17 protein-coding genes are annotated in these 15,720 nt (G+C 61.2%); 8 read left to right on the forward strand and 9 right to left on the reverse strand.

All coding sequences use genetic code 11. From position 1 onward, the window contains the following. The first annotated feature begins 17 nt into the window (after nucleotides 1-17). The gene (locus AD670_RS16165; RefSeq protein WP_053134266.1) at nucleotides 18-833 is read left to right on the forward strand and encodes an alpha/beta fold hydrolase; all 816 of its coding nucleotides are present in this window, start codon (nucleotides 18-20) and stop codon (nucleotides 831-833) included. After that, nucleotides 823-1,965 carry a PAS domain-containing sensor histidine kinase gene (locus AD670_RS16170; RefSeq protein WP_053134268.1) on the forward strand — a complete coding sequence of 381 codons (1,143 nt, stop codon included), beginning with the start codon at nucleotides 823-825 and terminating at the stop codon, nucleotides 1,963-1,965. Before AD670_RS16165 ends, AD670_RS16170 begins: the two co-directional genes overlap by 11 nt. Here AD670_RS16170 and dapF read toward each other — a convergent pair. Further along, nucleotides 1,953-2,756 (reverse strand): diaminopimelate epimerase, encoded by an 804-nt coding sequence (gene dapF / locus AD670_RS16175; protein WP_053134271.1) that lies wholly within the window; start codon nucleotides 2,754-2,756, stop codon nucleotides 1,953-1,955. The two genes, AD670_RS16170 and dapF, sit on opposite strands and share 13 nt — an antisense overlap. Continuing rightward, nucleotides 2,753-3,532 (reverse strand): helix-turn-helix transcriptional regulator, encoded by a 780-nt coding sequence (locus AD670_RS16180; RefSeq protein ID WP_053134274.1) that lies wholly within the window; start codon nucleotides 3,530-3,532, stop codon nucleotides 2,753-2,755. Before AD670_RS16180 ends, dapF begins: the two co-directional genes overlap by 4 nt. 74 nt (nucleotides 3,533-3,606) lie before the next feature. On the opposite strand from AD670_RS16180, the gene AD670_RS16185 reads away from it, so the two are divergent. Together AD670_RS16185 and AD670_RS16190 are read left to right on the forward strand one after the other, a co-directional pair. Continuing rightward, nucleotides 3,607-4,767, forward strand: coding sequence for a cytochrome P450 (locus tag AD670_RS16185; protein ID WP_053134277.1), 1,161 nt, complete (start codon nucleotides 3,607-3,609; stop codon nucleotides 4,765-4,767). Nucleotides 4,768-4,869: 102 nt separating this feature from the next. Beyond that, nucleotides 4,870-5,388: an AAA family ATPase gene (locus tag AD670_RS16190; RefSeq protein ID WP_053134281.1), complete on the forward strand. Its 519-nt coding sequence runs from the start codon at nucleotides 4,870-4,872 to the stop codon at nucleotides 5,386-5,388. Between the two features lie 33 nt (nucleotides 5,389-5,421). Here the strand turns inward: AD670_RS16190 and AD670_RS16195 are convergent, their stop codons facing one another. Both AD670_RS16195 and AD670_RS16200 read right to left on the reverse strand, forming a co-directional pair. Next, a complete protein-coding gene (locus AD670_RS16195; protein WP_053134284.1) occupies nucleotides 5,422-6,054 on the reverse strand; it encodes a VOC family protein in 633 nt (210 codons plus the stop codon). A gap of 80 nt (nucleotides 6,055-6,134) precedes the next feature. Beyond that, complete coding sequence (locus AD670_RS16200; protein WP_053134286.1) at nucleotides 6,135-7,736, reverse strand: murein L,D-transpeptidase; 1,602 nt, start codon at nucleotides 7,734-7,736, stop codon at nucleotides 6,135-6,137. A gap of 39 nt (nucleotides 7,737-7,775) precedes the next feature. Here AD670_RS16200 and AD670_RS16205 point away from each other — a divergent pair, with 39 nt between their 5' ends. Beyond that, nucleotides 7,776-8,489, forward strand: a complete 714-nt coding sequence (locus AD670_RS16205; RefSeq protein ID WP_053134289.1) for a murein L,D-transpeptidase catalytic domain family protein — start codon at nucleotides 7,776-7,778, stop codon at nucleotides 8,487-8,489. Between the two features lie 30 nt (nucleotides 8,490-8,519). Continuing rightward, nucleotides 8,520-9,266 carry a creatininase family protein gene (locus AD670_RS16210; RefSeq protein WP_053134292.1) on the forward strand — a complete coding sequence of 249 codons (747 nt, stop codon included), beginning with the start codon at nucleotides 8,520-8,522 and terminating at the stop codon, nucleotides 9,264-9,266. A 49-nt stretch (nucleotides 9,267-9,315) separates the two neighbouring features. On the opposite strand, the gene AD670_RS16215 is transcribed toward AD670_RS16210, so the two are convergent. Next, nucleotides 9,316-9,648, reverse strand: coding sequence for a hypothetical protein (locus AD670_RS16215; RefSeq protein ID WP_053134295.1), 333 nt, complete (start codon nucleotides 9,646-9,648; stop codon nucleotides 9,316-9,318). Between the two features lie 34 nt (nucleotides 9,649-9,682). Further along, complete coding sequence (locus AD670_RS16220) at nucleotides 9,683-10,327, reverse strand: hypothetical protein (protein ID WP_053134298.1); 645 nt, start codon at nucleotides 10,325-10,327, stop codon at nucleotides 9,683-9,685. A gap of 131 nt (nucleotides 10,328-10,458) precedes the next feature. Here AD670_RS16220 and AD670_RS16225 point away from each other — a divergent pair, with 131 nt between their 5' ends. Continuing rightward, nucleotides 10,459-10,731 carry a hypothetical protein gene (locus tag AD670_RS16225; RefSeq protein ID WP_053134301.1) on the forward strand — a complete coding sequence of 91 codons (273 nt, stop codon included), beginning with the start codon at nucleotides 10,459-10,461 and terminating at the stop codon, nucleotides 10,729-10,731. Here the strand turns inward: AD670_RS16225 and yfcF are convergent. After that, nucleotides 10,706-11,338, reverse strand: a complete 633-nt coding sequence (gene yfcF / locus AD670_RS16230) for a glutathione transferase (protein ID WP_053134304.1) — start codon at nucleotides 11,336-11,338, stop codon at nucleotides 10,706-10,708. The two genes, AD670_RS16225 and yfcF, sit on opposite strands and share 26 nt — an antisense overlap. Before the next feature lie 95 nt (nucleotides 11,339-11,433). Then, nucleotides 11,434-11,970 (reverse strand): DUF924 family protein, encoded by a 537-nt coding sequence (locus AD670_RS16235; RefSeq protein WP_053134307.1) that lies wholly within the window; start codon nucleotides 11,968-11,970, stop codon nucleotides 11,434-11,436. Between the two features lie 179 nt (nucleotides 11,971-12,149). Between AD670_RS16235 and AD670_RS16240 the strand changes: the two genes are divergently transcribed. Continuing rightward, nucleotides 12,150-13,304 carry a DUF1624 domain-containing protein gene (locus AD670_RS16240; RefSeq protein ID WP_053134310.1) on the forward strand — a complete coding sequence of 385 codons (1,155 nt, stop codon included), beginning with the start codon at nucleotides 12,150-12,152 and terminating at the stop codon, nucleotides 13,302-13,304. Between the two features lie 54 nt (nucleotides 13,305-13,358). Here the strand turns inward: AD670_RS16240 and metE are convergent, their stop codons facing one another. Beyond that, nucleotides 13,359-15,647 (reverse strand): 5-methyltetrahydropteroyltriglutamate--homocysteine S-methyltransferase, encoded by a 2,289-nt coding sequence (metE, locus tag AD670_RS16245; protein WP_053134313.1) that lies wholly within the window; start codon nucleotides 15,645-15,647, stop codon nucleotides 13,359-13,361. Nucleotides 15,648-15,720 lie beyond the last annotated feature (73 nt).

The raw sequence follows: 15,720 nt of genomic DNA on the forward strand, positions 1-15,720 counted from the left end.
CCATAACCGAGAAGCCCATGGACCTACGTCACCGCAACAACGTTAACGTCCTGGGCGACGGCACCGCGACCCTGGTGTTTTCCCATGGCTTTGGCTGCAACCAGGCGATGTGGAACGACCTGGCGCCGCAGTTTCTGAAACGCTTTCGCGTGGTGCTGTATGACCTGGTGGGCGCCGGTCTTTCCGACCTCGGCGCCTTCGACAAGGCCAAGTACAGTGCGCTGGACGGCTATGCCCGCGACTTGAACGAGATCATCGATGCCTTTGCCGAGGGCCCGGTGATTCTGGTCGGGCACTCGGTCAGTGCGATGATCGGCACCCTCGCCGACCGCCTGGTCCCCGGCCGTGTCGCAGCCCATGTGATGATCGGCCCGTCGCCGCGCTATATCGACGCCGACGGCTACGTGGGCGGCTTCAAACGCGCCGACATCGACGACCTGCTCGACACCCTCGACAGCAACTACCTCGGCTGGTCCAGCGCCATGGCCCCGGTGATCATGGGCGCGCCCGAGCAACCGGCATTGAGCGAAACCCTCAGCGACAGTTTCTGCCGCACCGAGCCGGACATCGCCAAGCAGTTCGCGCGGGTAACCTTTCTGTCGGACAACCGCCAGGACGTGATCGGCCTGACGACCCCGGTGCTGATCCTGCAATCGAGTGACGACCTGATCGCCCCCGTAGCCGTGGGTGAATACCTGCACAGCGTGCTGCCCAACAGCACCTATTGCCTGGTGGACAACGTCGGCCATTGCCCGCACATGAGCGCACCGCAGGCCTGTGCGGCAGCCATGCAGGATTTCCTCGCGCCCTGGGCGATTGCCTGTGCCGGCTGAATTGTTCGACAACGCCGCCTGCGCCCTGGCCGTCGCCAGCGAAGACGGCACGATCCTGCAGGCCAACGCGCGCTTCAGCGAGTGGTTGGGGTTCAGTGTCGCCGAGCTGTGTGGCCGGCGCTTCCAGGACTTGTTGACCATCGGCGGGCGAATTTTCCACCAGACCCACCTGGCGCCGATGCTGCGCATGCACGGCAGCGTCACCGAAGTGAAACTGGACATGCTGCACCGCGACGGGCAAAAGCTGACCGTCCTGCTCAACGGCAACAAACGTGAGCACGCCGATGCCGTGGTGTACGACCTGGCGCTGTTCGGCACCACCGACCGCGACAAGTACGAACGCGAGCTGCTCAACGCGCGCAACCTGGCCGAAGCGCTGTTGCAGGAAAAAACCGCCACCGAAGTTGCGCTGCAACAAGCCCAGGCCGATCTGAACGAGGCCTATGCCATCGCTCAGCGGCGCGCCCTATTTGCCGAGCAGATGGTCGCGATTGTCAGTCATGACCTGAAAAATCCGCTCACGGCGATCCGCATGGCGTCGGACTTTCTCAGCCGTGGCGAGCGCACGGCCAAGGAGCGCCAACTGCTCGGGCATATCGGCCAGTCGTCCGAGCGCGCGCAACGCATGATCGCCGATCTGTTGGACTTCACCCAGGCGCGGGTCGGCCATGGCATCACCATCAAGGCGGCACCACTGGACCTGCACGGGGTGATTCATCGCGCGGTGGATGAGCTGCGTGTCGCATTCCCCGCTGCAACCTTGGAGCATCACGCCGAAGGCCATGGCGACGCGAACCTTGATGCCGACCGTGTGCAGCAAATCATCGGCAACCTGGTCGCCAACAGCGTGGCGTATGGCGACCTGCAACGGCCAATCACCATTACCTCGCGCCTGGGGGATGGCGCTTGCGCAGTGTCGGTGCACAACCACGGCACGGCGATCCCCGAAGCGCTGCTGGACGGGCTGTTCGAGCCCATGACCCGTGGCACCGACCAGGGCAGCGACGTGCGCAGTGTGGGCCTGGGCCTGTATATCGTGCGGGAGTTGGCCAAGGTGCATGGCGGCGATGTGGCGGTGAGTTCCTGCGCCACCAACGGCACCTGCTTTACGGTGACATTTCAGGGCAGGTAGGCGCTGCCCTGCATCACCGGCTCCACACTGCCGGTCAAGACCACACCGCCCTGCCCGTCCCAACACACCGTGACCGTACCGCCGTCGCACTGCACCTGCACCGTGGCATCCAGCAAACCGCGGCGGATGCCATTGACCACCGCGCCGCAGCAACACGAACCGGACCCCAACGGCACGCCGCCGCCACGTTCCCAGATGCGCAGGCGGATATGCCCACGGTCGAGCACCTGCACAAAATGCACATTGGTCTTGGCCGGGAATAACGGGTGAATTTCCAGGGCCGGACCGACAGCGGCCACATCGATGGCGGCAATGTCCTCCACGAAAAACGTGCAATGGGGGTTGCCCATGCTGCACGCCGCCGGATTGCCCGCCAGCGGTAACGTACACGTATCCATGGCCTCGGCCAGCGGCACCGCCGCCCAGTCCAGCGACGGCTCGCCCATGTTGACCGACACTTGGCGATCCGCTACCCGCACGCAGGTCAGCAGGCCCCGGTCGGTGCGCAGCACAACCGAATCGCTGCGAGTTTCATGCATCAAGCGGTCGGCCACCCCGCGCGTGGCGCTGCCGCAGGTTGCGAGCGGCGTACCGTTGGGGTTCCAGAATTTGACGCGCGCGGCGGCGTCTTCGCAGTCGAGCACCACGGCCAATTGATTGAAGCCGATGCCGGTGTGGCGATTGCCCAGTTGGCGCGCGACCTCGGGGGTGACAGGGTCGTCCAGGCCACGGCGGTCGATGATGATGAAGTCGTCGCCGTGGGCGTGCATTTTTGTGAACGGCAAGGTCATGGGAAAGCGTCCTGTCGTGTCTTTAGTATCCGGGCCGTTTCAGGTTTCGCACTAAAAGGCACCTCCATTTCTTGCTCTTCAAACACCATTCCGAATCGACCCGACAGGGCCTTGCGCCCGCTCAATGTCAATGCCAGCGCCCGGCTGTCAAGGTCTTGAGTCACCCACTTGCGGCTGATGAACACCTGCAGGAAAGCCGCTCCGAGTGCTCCTGCAAGATGCGGGCGGCGCATACTCCAGTCCAGGCATGGGCAGGCGAAGCGACGTCGCTGGGCACTGACTTTTTCTATCTCGATACCGAGATCGGCCATCGCTTTCTCGCCACTCACCGTGAGTGTGTACAGGCCGTCCTCGGCGGCTGGCACGATCAACCAGCCTGACGCCATGAAATGGTCGTGCAGGCGTACAGCCAATGCACCTGCCATGTGGTCATAACAGGTGCGCGCGAACTGCAATCGGGTTGGGGTCGTTGAAACATACCGTGTCGCTACCTGTTGGCTGATCACCATAAGCGCCTCGATGGCCTGGGCGACGTGTGTGTCCGCGAGGCTGTAGTAGCGATGCCTGCCCTGCGTGTGCAGCCTGACCAACCCGTCGTCCCTCAGTCTTGCCAGATGCGCGCTCGCCGTGGATGCACTCACATCGGCGATGACAGCCATTTCGGTACTGGTGCGGGCGTGGCCGTCCATCAGCGAACACAACATTTTTGTCCTTGCAGGTTCGGCAATAGCGCTGGCCACTCTGGAAATGGCGGTGTCATTGCTTTGAACTTCCATATTTCGTTCCTGGACGAATCGTCGCCATGAAAGGTGATGGATAGTAGCCGTTCTTTGTGAACAGGACTCACGCAATGACACCGCTTGATGCAGCTACCCATGCTGACCCCTATGATTATTACTCAGGTCTCAGGCAGCAAAACGGCTTGCTATTCGATGCAGATCTTCGTGTATGGATTGCAAGTAGCGCCAACGCTGTCGAGGCCGTTCTGGGGCATCCCGACTGCAGAGTACGGCCAATGAACGAAGCGGTTCCGCCTACCATTGCACAAAGCAGTGCCGGGATGATTTTCGGCCGTTTGATGCGCATGAACGACGGTCCGCAGCACCTATGCCCCAGGCAGGCTATCGAACCCGCCTTGAATTCCATAGGTACGAAAAACATCGCAGATGTCGTGTCGCACGTGGCAGAAGCCCTCGATAACAGCGGGAAAAACCTGGATGAGTTGATGTTCACGTTGCCGGTTTGTGTCATTGCAACCTTGGTAGGTATCCCATCCAGCCAGCAGCACGAGGTTGCGAAGCTGACACGGGATTTCGTCGCGTGCCTGTCGCCATTAAGCAACGACATTCAACTCGGTGCAGCCAATGAGGCGGCCACTCGGCTAAGCCAATTATTCAGCGTTTTACTGGGCAATGCTGATGAAGGAAACCACTTCCTCAGCCATATCCTGCGCGGATGCGAAGCCATCGGCTGGAGCGATCAAAAGGCGTTGATCGCCAACCTGATCGGCCTGTTATCACAGACGTGCGAAGCCACCGCCGGCCTGATCGGCAACACCCTCGTAGCGCTTCATCGGCAGCCTGAACTGGTTGAAGACATACGCGCGACGCCGCTGCGCGTTGCAGACTTGGTGGCAGAGGTGGCACGCTACGACTCGCCTGTGCAAAACACCCGCCGATTCATCGTAAAGCGATGCACGATTGGGGATAACGTCCTTGAGGCGGGCGATACCGTTTTAGTTTTACTGGCTTCTGCCAATAGAGATCCGTTTGCTAACCCAAACCCCGATAGCTTCTTGCTCAAACGCACTCGGCGAAGAACGTTCAGCTTTGGCGCGGGAAGGCATAAATGCCCAGGCCAGCAACTTGCATTAGCTATCGCGGCTGAAGCGATTATGACCTGGCTGCGTCGACAGCCCGCCTCGTCGATTCGCTCCCTCCGGTGGCGTTATCTGGCCTCTCTTAACGGTCGTATCCCTCAGTTCCATCGTGATCGAGAAACCTATGAATGAAGCAACAGCCTCGTGAGCTTTTCCACCTCGAAGACCACGGGTGCAAGCCCGCCAAATAGCAGTAACCCCGCCTCAATCTAAAAACAGAACGGAACTCCACACATGCTTATCGTCTTCAGCGGCCTGCCCGGCACCGGCAAAACCACGATTGCCCGCGAGTTGGCGCGCCAGACCGGTGCGGTTTACCTGCGCATCGATGTGATCGAACAGGCGATTCGCGACGCGGGCGTATTGGCGGGTGATGTCGGTGCCAGCGGTTACGGCGTGGCGAATGCGCTGGCGCTGAGTAACTTGCAGTTGGGTCATAGGGTAGTGGCCGATTGCGTGAACCCGGTACAGGAAAGCCGGGCAGCCTGGACAGCCACGGCCGCGACAGCAGGCGTGGCGCTGTTCAATATTCAGGTGGTGTGTACAGACGCGCAGGAACACCGGCGCCGGGTGGAAACCCGTACGGGCGACATTCCTGGGTTGGCCCCGCCGACTTGGCAATCGGTATCGACGCATGAATATGAGCGTTGGAAAAAAACGCCGTTGACAATCGACACCACACTTTCAGGGGCGGCCGAGTCAGTCGCAATGATTCTGGCACACCTGAACCTTGCGTCCGACACGCCGAAATGAACACCTGGCCCTGGGGTTTACCCTAGACGCACCTTATAAACTTATGAGGCCGCTTGGCGTTTGGATACAAGACACCAAACGTGACGCCTCGACGCTGTCGCACCGATGAAGTCGCACCGGCCCGGAAAAATTCATGGCATCCAGCAGGTGATAGATCCTCTCGGGTGCAGGATGAAAAATATCCAGGTTTTGCAATAAGCAGCCTTTATCTTCAAGCATCGTCGCAGGGTGTGCCGGCTGTCTCCATTTAATCAAACTGGGCGCGGCTCCCTCCAAAGGCAGTTTGCCGTCTGCTGAAATTGTAATATCCCAACGCAACTCCCCTCGACTCATCGGCTGCGCCTGGCCGACGAGCGTTGCCAGCATCGGGTCAAGCGTTTTCAAGGTGTCGGTCTTCGCGACCCAATGAGCCAGCCGAGCAGAAGCATTGTGCGCCAGCCTGTCCAGGTCAAACCACCGCGGCCGATCCACAGGCGGGGCCGCAGGATTAACCGCGATCACTTCCAGGTAGCAATCCGGGCCCAGTCGCAGCAATTTGTTGTGGGTTCCCATAAGCGGATGACAACCACCTGGTTGAAGTGGCACACCCAGTCGCTGACTCACGAACTCGTCACCCGCTTCCAACGTGGGCGCGACAATAACCAGATGATCCAGCGAGGTCTGCATAAGGTCTCATCCAGAGGTAAAGGCACAGGGGAAACTGATTCGGCTTAACGAAACAATCAACCGCTTCTGCAATGGGGGCCTCAGAGCACACTCCCCATCGCCTTCATCAACACCAAGTCCCGCCCATAAATATCCGGCGCATACACCAGGTCACCCTGGCCATCGACCTGCACCGTCCAGTAGCCCAACAGCACCGGCACCGGGGTGGCGAGTCTGAATTCATGGGTCACGCCGGTGGCGAGCAGTTCATCGGTGCGCGCGCGTTCGGCCGGGCTGACCAGCAGGTCGCGCAGCAGTAACGGTTGTTCGACCCTCACGCAACCCGAACTGAAGGCCCGTGGGCCTTTGGTGAACAGCGGTTGGCTGGGGGTGTCGTGCAGGTATACAGAGTAGGGGTTGGGAAAGCGCATCACGATCTTGCCCAGCGGGTTGCGCGGGCCGGCCTCCTGGCGCAGCAGGATGTTGCCGGGGCGCGCCCAGTCGATATTTTCCGGCGCCAGCGGGTGGCCTTCGGCGTCGAGCACCTGCAGGTTTTGCTGGCGCAGGTACTCGGGGTTGAGGCGGATGGCCGGGAGTTTGTCCTCGCGCATGATGGTGGGCGGGATGGTCCACGTGGGGTTGAGGGTCAGCCGGGTGATGCGAGATTTGAGCAGCGGCGTCTGGCGTTCGGCGCGGCCCACTTGCAGGCGCGTTTGCCACACCGGGATGCCGCTCTGGTACACGCTCAGTTGCGCGGCGGCCACATTGACCAGCACGCCTTCGGGCTCCAAGTCCTGGGCCAGCCAACGGAAACGCTCGAGGTTGATGCGCAGTTGTTCGCGGCGCATGGCCGGGCTGATATTGAGTTCGGCCACGGTGCCGGCGCCGATCACACCGTCCGACTGCAAGGAGTGGCTGAGCTGGAAGGCCTTCACCGCCGTGACCAGTTCCGGACCGTATTGTTTGCCAGCGCCCTTGGGTTCTGCAGACAGGTAGCCACCGCTGTGGAGCCGACGGGCCAGTTCCGGGACGCGCGGGTCGTCCATGCCGGGACGCAATAACGGGCCGCTGCCGACCGGATCCCAATGCGGCAAGGGTTGCAGGCGGACGCTGGCATAGGCGTTGCGCAGGCTGCGATAAAGATCGGCGCTGGGTCGCGCCTGGTCGAAGGCTTGGGCCATGTCGCGCAGGCCGAGGGCAGCGAATGCGAGCACTTCGGTGTTGGGATCACGGGTCGGCGGCTGTGAATGCCACAACGGTTCGAAGCGCGATTGCTGCAGACGCCCGTAATGCAGATCCTGCAGGGCTTGCAGGTAGTGCTGGCTGATGTCGATGTCGCTGCACAGCACATTGGCCGTGGCATCCGTCGCAGGCAGACTATAGTGGGTGGGGTCCAGGCCGTCGTCGGCAAGCAGCTGCAATTGGGTGTGCAGTGCCTCGCGACGCCCATCGGCGGACCACAGCGGCCCATTACCCTGCTGCTGGTAGAACGCTTGCAGACGCAATTGCGCGGCGGCGTCTATCTGCGCCGCAAGGCCGGGACAGACACTGGACAGTTGCGCCAGCGCCTGTTGCACGGGGGCCAGTTCGACCGGCGCCGGCGTGGTGACCGGCAACGGCTCCACCGGCAGCACGTCGGCTACGGCGACCAATGGTGCAACGAGCAGGCAAATGCTCAAGTAACATGCGTGTTTTTTGAACAATAGCTTTGCTCCAATCCACAGTGGGGGGATGTACTGTAGATGCTGACTTTTATGTGCCGCCTCGGTTTGGTCACCGTGGGCCTGGCTTTACTGAGCACTATTACGCTCGCCGCCAATGGCAACCCTCCTTCCTTGTATAGCAGCCTGGCGCGCTCGGCTCCAGAACTCAATCCCACGGTACTCAAAAGCGCCCTGAACGCCGTGCAATGCGCTGTCAACAATGGCGAGGAACGCTCCGAGCGCCTGGCCGTGATTGACTATTCCCAGCCTTCAACCGCCCGTCGGCTGTGGATCTTCGATTTACGCAAGAAAACCCTGGTGCTGCGCGACCTGGTGGCCCACGGCGCCAAATCCGGGGAAAACTTCGCCACCCAATTCTCAAACCTGGAAGGCAGCCATCAATCCAGCCTGGGCCTGTTCCGCACCCAGGAGAGCTACCTCGGCACCCATGGCTACTCGCTGCGCATGGACGGCCTGGAGCCGGGGTTCAACGATCAGGCCCGCGACCGCGCCATCGTGATTCACGCCGCCGACTACGTCAGCCCGCTGTGGAGCAAGCGCGAAGGCCGCATCGGCCGCAGCCAGGGTTGCCCGGCCGTGCGTCCGCAGGTGGCGCGCCAGGTAGTGGACAAGCTCAAGGATGGGCAGTTCATGTTTTCGTGGTACCCCGACCAGCGCTGGTTGAAGTCCTCGACGTACCTCAATTGCAAACCCCAACAGGTGGCGAGTAGTCGTACAATCCGTGGCGGTTAGCCTGTCCCCACAGATAAAAGAGAGCTTCGCATGCTTCTACATCAATCGACCTGGATCGAGATCGGGCAGTTCCTGGAACGCAGCCGTACGGTGGTGATCCCCATCGGCTCCAACGAACAACACGGCCCCACCGGCCTGCTGGGCACCGACTGGATGTGCCCGGAAATCATCGCCCATGAGGCGCAAAAGCACGCCGACATTCTCATCGGTCCGACCTTCAATATCGGCATGGCCCAGCATCACCTGGGCTTTCCCGGCACCATTTCCCTGCGCCCTTCCACCTTTATCGCTGCGATTGGCGACTGGGTGCGCTCGCTGGCCGGGCATGGTTTCGACAAGATCCTGTTTCTGAACGGTCACGGCGGCAATATCGCCACGATTGAAGCGGCGTTTTCCGAGCTGTACGCCGAGGCGAGCTTTGGCCGCCGCCCTGCAGGGTTTGCGCTGAAGCTGGTGAACTGGTGGGACCTGGAAGGCGTCACTGACCTGGCGCACCGCCAATTCCCGGTGGGCCATGGCAGCCATGCGACGCCTTCGGAGATTGCGGTGACGCAGTGGGCGTACCCGCACGCGATCAAGTCGGCCGACTACTCCCCGCAAATCGCCAACACCGGGCCGATCCGTGAGGCCCTGGACTTCCGCGCACGCTTCCCCGACGGCCGCATGGGCTCTGACCCGGCGCTGGCGACGGTGGAGAAAGGTGGGGAGTTGGTGGCATTGGCAGCTCAAGGGCTGGTCAAAACCGTTAACAGCTTCAGCAACGAAGCCAGACCTTAGGCTTTATGCAGACATAAATGTGGGAGGGCGCAAGCCCCTCCCACATTGGTTATCTGCAGTCCTGCGCAACCTGTTCAAGCCGCGACGGCGTGATGGTCGACGCCAGCGGCTTGCGCTCATACAAAAACACTTTGCCGCCGTCCCCGGCTTTGTAGACTTCCAGCACGTCATCGGCGGCAATCTTGCTGGTCAACACCAGCCTGGCGTGGCGCGAGTTCTGTGTCACGGTGGAGGTGATCCCGTGTTTTTCCAGCTTGGGGAGCACGCATTGCACATAGACTTCCGGGCTCTTGCTGGTTTGCAGGATCAAGGTCGGGTCGTTGGGGGCGGAAACACAACCGGCCAGCATCAGGGCCGCGGCCGGTACAAAAAAAGAGCGCATGAAAAAATCCTGAGTATAAAAATAAAGGTTCACATCAACCCGCACGCACCAGCGCCTTGAGCGAGGCATCGAACTGCTTCAGGGCGTCGAGCTGCACATCCCGCTGCTGCTCGATCCGCGCGGCAATCTCCGGTGCGGCCTTGTCGTGCACCCACACCGATGGCAGCTGCTTGCGCACGGAGCCTTCGGCCTTGGCGATGTATTGCAGATCGGCGTCATAGAACCGCGCAATAAAACGCGCCTCGACCTGATCGTTACGCTGGGTCAGCAGTTGGTTATGGGTATCGAGCATCACCACCACATCCGGGTGAGCCTGCACCAGGGCATCCAGGTTGTCGTAGACCGTCACCGACAGAAAGGTTCCCTGCAGCGAGCTCATCAACCAATCAATCGCCAGTTCCGGGTCGGAACTGTTGACGAACGCCTCGCGGATACGCCCGTCAAGGGCATTCTTGGCGCCGTTCATGGCCATGTCGTGGTAGCGTTCAAGGTAGCTGAGGTTGTCGCGGGTGTTATCGCTTAACAACACGCCCACCGATTGCGCATGCTGCAGGGAGTTTACGCTACCGACGATAGGTAGCAAATGGCCTGCACGCAGTTCATCGGCGATGGCTGCATTGTTCACCACCACCGTGGCGAGCATCAGAATCATTAAACCAAGCTGAATAATCGTCCTCATCGCGCATTTCCTTGAACAGCGTCTCGATGGGGCAATTTTGCGCTTTCCCTGCAAAAACAGAACTTGCGTTGCGTGATGGTGACTATTATCTGAAGCGATAGTGCTCACATAAAATCTATAAGGATCCCGCCATGAAGCCCCACCAAAAAACCTTCGATCGCATCCGCGAAGCCGTCTTGCCGGAGTTTCGTGAGCGGGTCGCCGACTACCTGGTCGACTATGAACAGGTGCTGCTGGATGAGGCGTCAGAGGCCGACCAGGTGCACGCCAGTGCCCAGCAATTGCGCGGTTACCTGCGTGGCTTGAACACCACCCGGGTGCTGGGCATGGCCGATTGGGAAGACCTGGACCGGCGCGTGGCGCAAATGACTGCAAACGCTACAGCGCAGGACGTGGCTGGTTGACCCATTCCTGCACCGACGGCCGCTGCCATTGGCGTTGTGCGTAGGCCACCAGCTCGGCGGGCACGCTGTCACCGTTAAGAATCAGACGATTGAGCATCACCGCCAAGTCCACGTCAGCAATGCACCACTCACCGAACAAGTACGGCGGATTACCCGCCAGCAGCGCCTGCGACGCATTGATCAACTTGGCAGCAGCCGCTTCAGCCACGGCGGTCAGTGGGGGCATCTTCTGCCCGTAAAACACCACCATCGTCGAGCGTTCCTGACGGATCGGCAGCAAATCGCTGCGCAGCCACGCCTGTACCTGTCGCGCCCTCGCCCGCTGTTTTGGGTCGGCAGGATACACGCTGATCTCGGGGTAGGCCTGGTCCAGGTATTCGGTAATCGCGGAGGATTCCGACAGGGCAAAATCGCCTTCTACCAGGGTCGGCACGCGCTGGGTCAGGGACAGGTGGGCGAAGTCGGCCGTCTGGTTCTGCGCGGCGTCGAGGTCCAGGGTGACCTGGTCGAAGGCCAGGCCTTTTTCCCGCAGGGTAACGAACACCGACATCGCGTACGGGCTGGTGTAGAGCGAATCAACGTAGAGGCGCAACGGGGGCTGGTTCATAACGGGCTCCTTGGGTGAAGCCCTACGCTACGAGATGCACGCCAAGAAAGACAATGCGCGGTTTTTATGGGGGCATTCCTGGGCGGAATACCGGGTTAACCGGCAAACCCGCCATGGTCCAGAAACGCGCGTTCTTCAGCCGTGGTGACCCTGGCCAGCACCGCATTACGATGGGGGAAACGCCCGAAACGCTCGATGATCTGCGCGTGTTCCTTGGCCCAGCGGTAAGTGTTGGCATCCAGCTGCTGGTTGAGGGTCAAGGAGCGTTGCTGGTCTTTTGGGTCTTCCGAGTGCTCGAACGGCAAATAACAGAACGCCCGCAATGCCGGCTCAACCTGCTGGTCGAGCCCGGCGTCCACCATGCGCTGGGCATACAGGCGCGCGAGCGGGTCGGTGGCGAACATGTGCGCGGTGCCGCGAAAGGCGTTGCGTGGGTATTGGTCGAGCAGGATCAGCAAGGCCAAGGCGCCTTCGGCTGAATCCAGCCAGCCTTCCAACTCACGCCGGGCGGCTTGCAGGTGGGTAGCGTGGAAGGTCTCGCGGAAGTTTGCGTCGAAGGCATCGTCCTTGGCGAACCAGCGTTTGGGACCGGCGTGCTGCCAGAAGTCGATGACGGCTTGGGGGGTGCTCATGCTGAGGGCCTACGAAAACGATTTCACTGACGGTATCAGAATCCACGATCTGGGCGAATCAATGTGGAAGCAAGCCCCCTCCCACATTGATTTGCGTCGGGCTTTAGAGCGTCGCGGCAAGCGGCTGCTTATTGTTATAAGATAACGCCAATTTTCCACCCTGCCCTGTGATTCCGCCCATGACCGATGCCGTTCCCCTGCGCCAACGCCTGCTCTCCATCGACGCCCTGCGTGGGCTGGTGATCCTGTTCATGCTGCTCGACCACGTGCGAGAGACCTTCCTGTTGCATCGGCAAGTCAGCGATCCCATGAGCATCGACAGCACCGAACCCGCACTGTTTATCAGCCGCACCCTCGCCCACCTGTGTGCGCCGGTGTTTGTGCTGCTCACCGGCTTGTCCGCATTTTTATACGGCCAGAAATACCAGGGCCGCCGCGATGTGTCGGCGTTCCTGTTCAAGCGCGGGTTGTTCCTGGTGGTGCTGGAGCTCACCCTGGTCAACTTCGCCTGGACCTTCCAGATACCGCCCAGCGTGATCTATCTACAGGTGATCTGGGCGATTGGCATCAGCATGCTCGCCCTCGCCGCCCTGGTGTGGTTGCCGCGCCCGCTGTTGATCGTGCTGGCGCTGGTGATCATCGGCGGGCACAACCTGCTGGATGGGCTGCATTTCGATCCAGGCTCGGCGCTGCATATTCCGTGGACGATCCTGCATGAACGCAGTTGGATTGACGTGTCTGACACCCTGCGCCTGCGCACGACTTACCCGGTGCTGCCGTGGATCGGCGTGATTGCCCTCGGTTACGGCCTGGGCCCGTGGTTTGCCAATGCCACGCTGCCTGCCGTGCGCCAGCGCTATTTGCTGGTCGGCGGTGTGAGTGCGTTGGTGGGGTTTGTGCTGTTGCGTGCGCTCAATGGCTACGGCGAGAAGCCCTGGCAGACGTATGACAGCGGCATGCAGACGCTGATGAGTTTTTTCAACGTCACCAAGTACCCGCCTTCGCTGTTGTTCCTGGCATTGACGCTGGGAATTGGGTTGTTGCTGTTGCTGGCGTTTGAACGCGCGGGGCATCGACGCTGGATCGGCGTGTTGGCGGTGTTTGGTTCGGTGCCGATGTTCTTTTATCTGCTGCACCTGTATGTGCTGAAAGTGCTGTATGTCGCCTGTGTGGCGCTGTTTGGCCTTAACCATGGCAACTACTTTGGCTTCGACAGCATGGGCGCGGTGTGGCTGATGGCCCTGGTATTACCCCTGGCGCTCTACCCGCCGGTGCGCTGGTTCGCCGCGCTCAAAGCGCGGCGGCGCGACCTGGCCTGGCTTAAATACCTCTGACCTGACATGGATTAAATGTGGGAGGGCTTACCCCCTCCCACCCTTAGTACGGTGTTAAGCCAACTCAGCCCGTAGCTGGCGAGCTGCGGTGACCATATGGATCAACGCCGCTTCCGTTTCCGGCCACCCCCGCGTCTTCAACCCGCAATCCGGGTTTACCCACAAGCGCTCGGCAGGAATCCGCCGGGCGGCCTTGCGCAGCAGGTTGGCCATTTCCGAGGCATCCGGCACGCGTGGTGAGTGGATGTCGTAGACGCCTGGGCCAATGTCATTGGGGTACGCGAAAGCTTCGAACGCATCCAGCAGCTCCATGTCCGAGCGTGACGTCTCGATGGTGATCACGTCGGCATCCATGGCCGCGATGGACTCGATCACATCGTTGAACTCGCTGTAGCACATGTGCGTGTGGATCTGGGTTTCATCCCGCACGCCCGAGGCGCACAGGCGGAACACTTCGGTGGCCCAGTCCAGGTACCCCTGCCAGTGCGCCTGGCGCAACGGCAAGCCTTCGCGGAACGCGGCTTCGTCGATCTGCACGATCTGGATGCCGGCGGCTTCCAGGTCAACCACTTCGTCGCGAATCGCCAAGGCCAGTTGGCGGGCCTGCACTTCGCGGCTCACGTCTTCGCGCGGGAACGACCACATCAGCATGGTCACAGGGCCGGTCAGCATGCCCTTCATCACCTTGCGGGTCAGGCCTTGGGCATAGCGGATCCACTCCACCGTCATCGCCTTCGGGCGGCTCAGGTCGCCGAAGATCACCGCCGGCTTCACGCAACGCGAACCGTAGCTCTGCACCCAGCCAAAACGGGTGAACACGTAGCCGTCCAACTGCTCGGCGAAGTACTCGACCATGTCGTTACGCTCGGCTTCACCGTGCACCAGCACGTCCAGGCCGAGGTTTTCCTGCACCTCGACGGCGTGACGAATCTCGCTGTGCATGGCTTCGACGTATTCGGCCTGGCTCAACTTGCCCTGCTTGTAGGACTGACGCGCCAGGCGGATCGACGCGGTCTGCGGGAACGAGCCGATGGTGGTGGTCGGGAACAATGGCAGGTTCAGGCCGGCACGCTGGCGCTCGATACGCTGGGTAAACGGCGACTGGCGCTGGCTGTCCTGGCGGGTAATCGCCGCCACACGCGCCTGTACCGCAGGCTTGTGGATACGCGGCGAGGCAGCGCGGGCAGCCTGCACGGCGCGGCTTTCGGCCAGGGCGGCGAGGACGTTGGGCGCTTCAGGCTGGTTGACGGCTTGCGCCAGCACCGCCACTTCGGCGCACTTCTGCACAGCGAACGCCAGCCAGCTTTTCAGCTCGGCATCCAACTGGTCTTCACGGCCCAGGTCCACCGGGCTGTGCAGCAGCGAGCAGGATGGCGCCACCCACAGGCGATCACCGAGTTTTTCATGGGCGTGCTGCAAGGTGGCCAGGGCGTTTTCCAGGTCGCAACGCCAGACGTTACGGCCGTTGACCACGCCCAGGGACAGCACTTTATAAGCGGGCAGGCGGTCGAGGATGGTCGGATACTGCTCCGGCGCACGCACCAGGTCGATGTGCAGGCCATCCACCGGCAGGTTCGCGGCCAGGCCGAGGTTCTCTTCCAGGCCACCGAAGTAGGTCGCCACCAGTTTTTTCAGCGGGTCACGCTGGATCAGGTTGTAGGCACGCTCGAACGCGTTCTTCCATTCCTGCGGCAGGTCGAGGACCAGGATCGGCTCGTCGATCTGCACCCATTCCACGCCGAGGTCGGCCAGGCGCTGGAAGATCTGGCCGTACAACGGCAGCAGGCGCTCAAGCAGGTCGAGCTTGTCGAAGTCACCGCCCTTGGCCTTGCCCAGCCACAGGTAGGTCAGCGGGCCGATCACCACCGGCTTGACGGTGTGACCCAAGTCGCGGGCTTCCTTAACTTCGTCGAACAGTTGGTCCCAACCGAGGTGGAACTGCTGGTCGGCACTGAATTCAGGCACCAGGTAGTGGTAGTTGGTATCGAACCACTTGGTCATTTCCTGGGCATGGGCACCGCCGCAGCAGCTGTCGCTGACGCCCCGGGCCATGGCGAACAACGTGTGCAGGGTGGCGTTGCCGTCGGCCGGGCGGAAACGCTCGGGAATCACGCCGAACATCAGCGAGTGGGTCAGCACCTGGTCGTACCAGGCAAAATCGCCGGCCGGCAGCAACTCGATACCGGCCTGTTTCTGCAGATCCCAGTGGGTCTTGCGCAATTCACGGCCGACGGCCCGCAGGCCGGCTTCGTCAAGTTCGCCCTTCCAGAACGCTTCCTGCGCTTTTTTCAGTTCACGATCGCGTCCAATGCGCGGAAATCCGAGGGAATGAGCGACTGCCATGACTTACAACTCCAGAGTAGGTATTCAATGGCAGCCATTGTCGACACACGAGCATAGTGAGACAAACTCATTT

It is taken from the genome of Pseudomonas sp. MIACH (assembly GCF_001269925.1).
Classification (GTDB): Bacteria; Pseudomonadota; Gammaproteobacteria; order Pseudomonadales; family Pseudomonadaceae; genus Aquipseudomonas.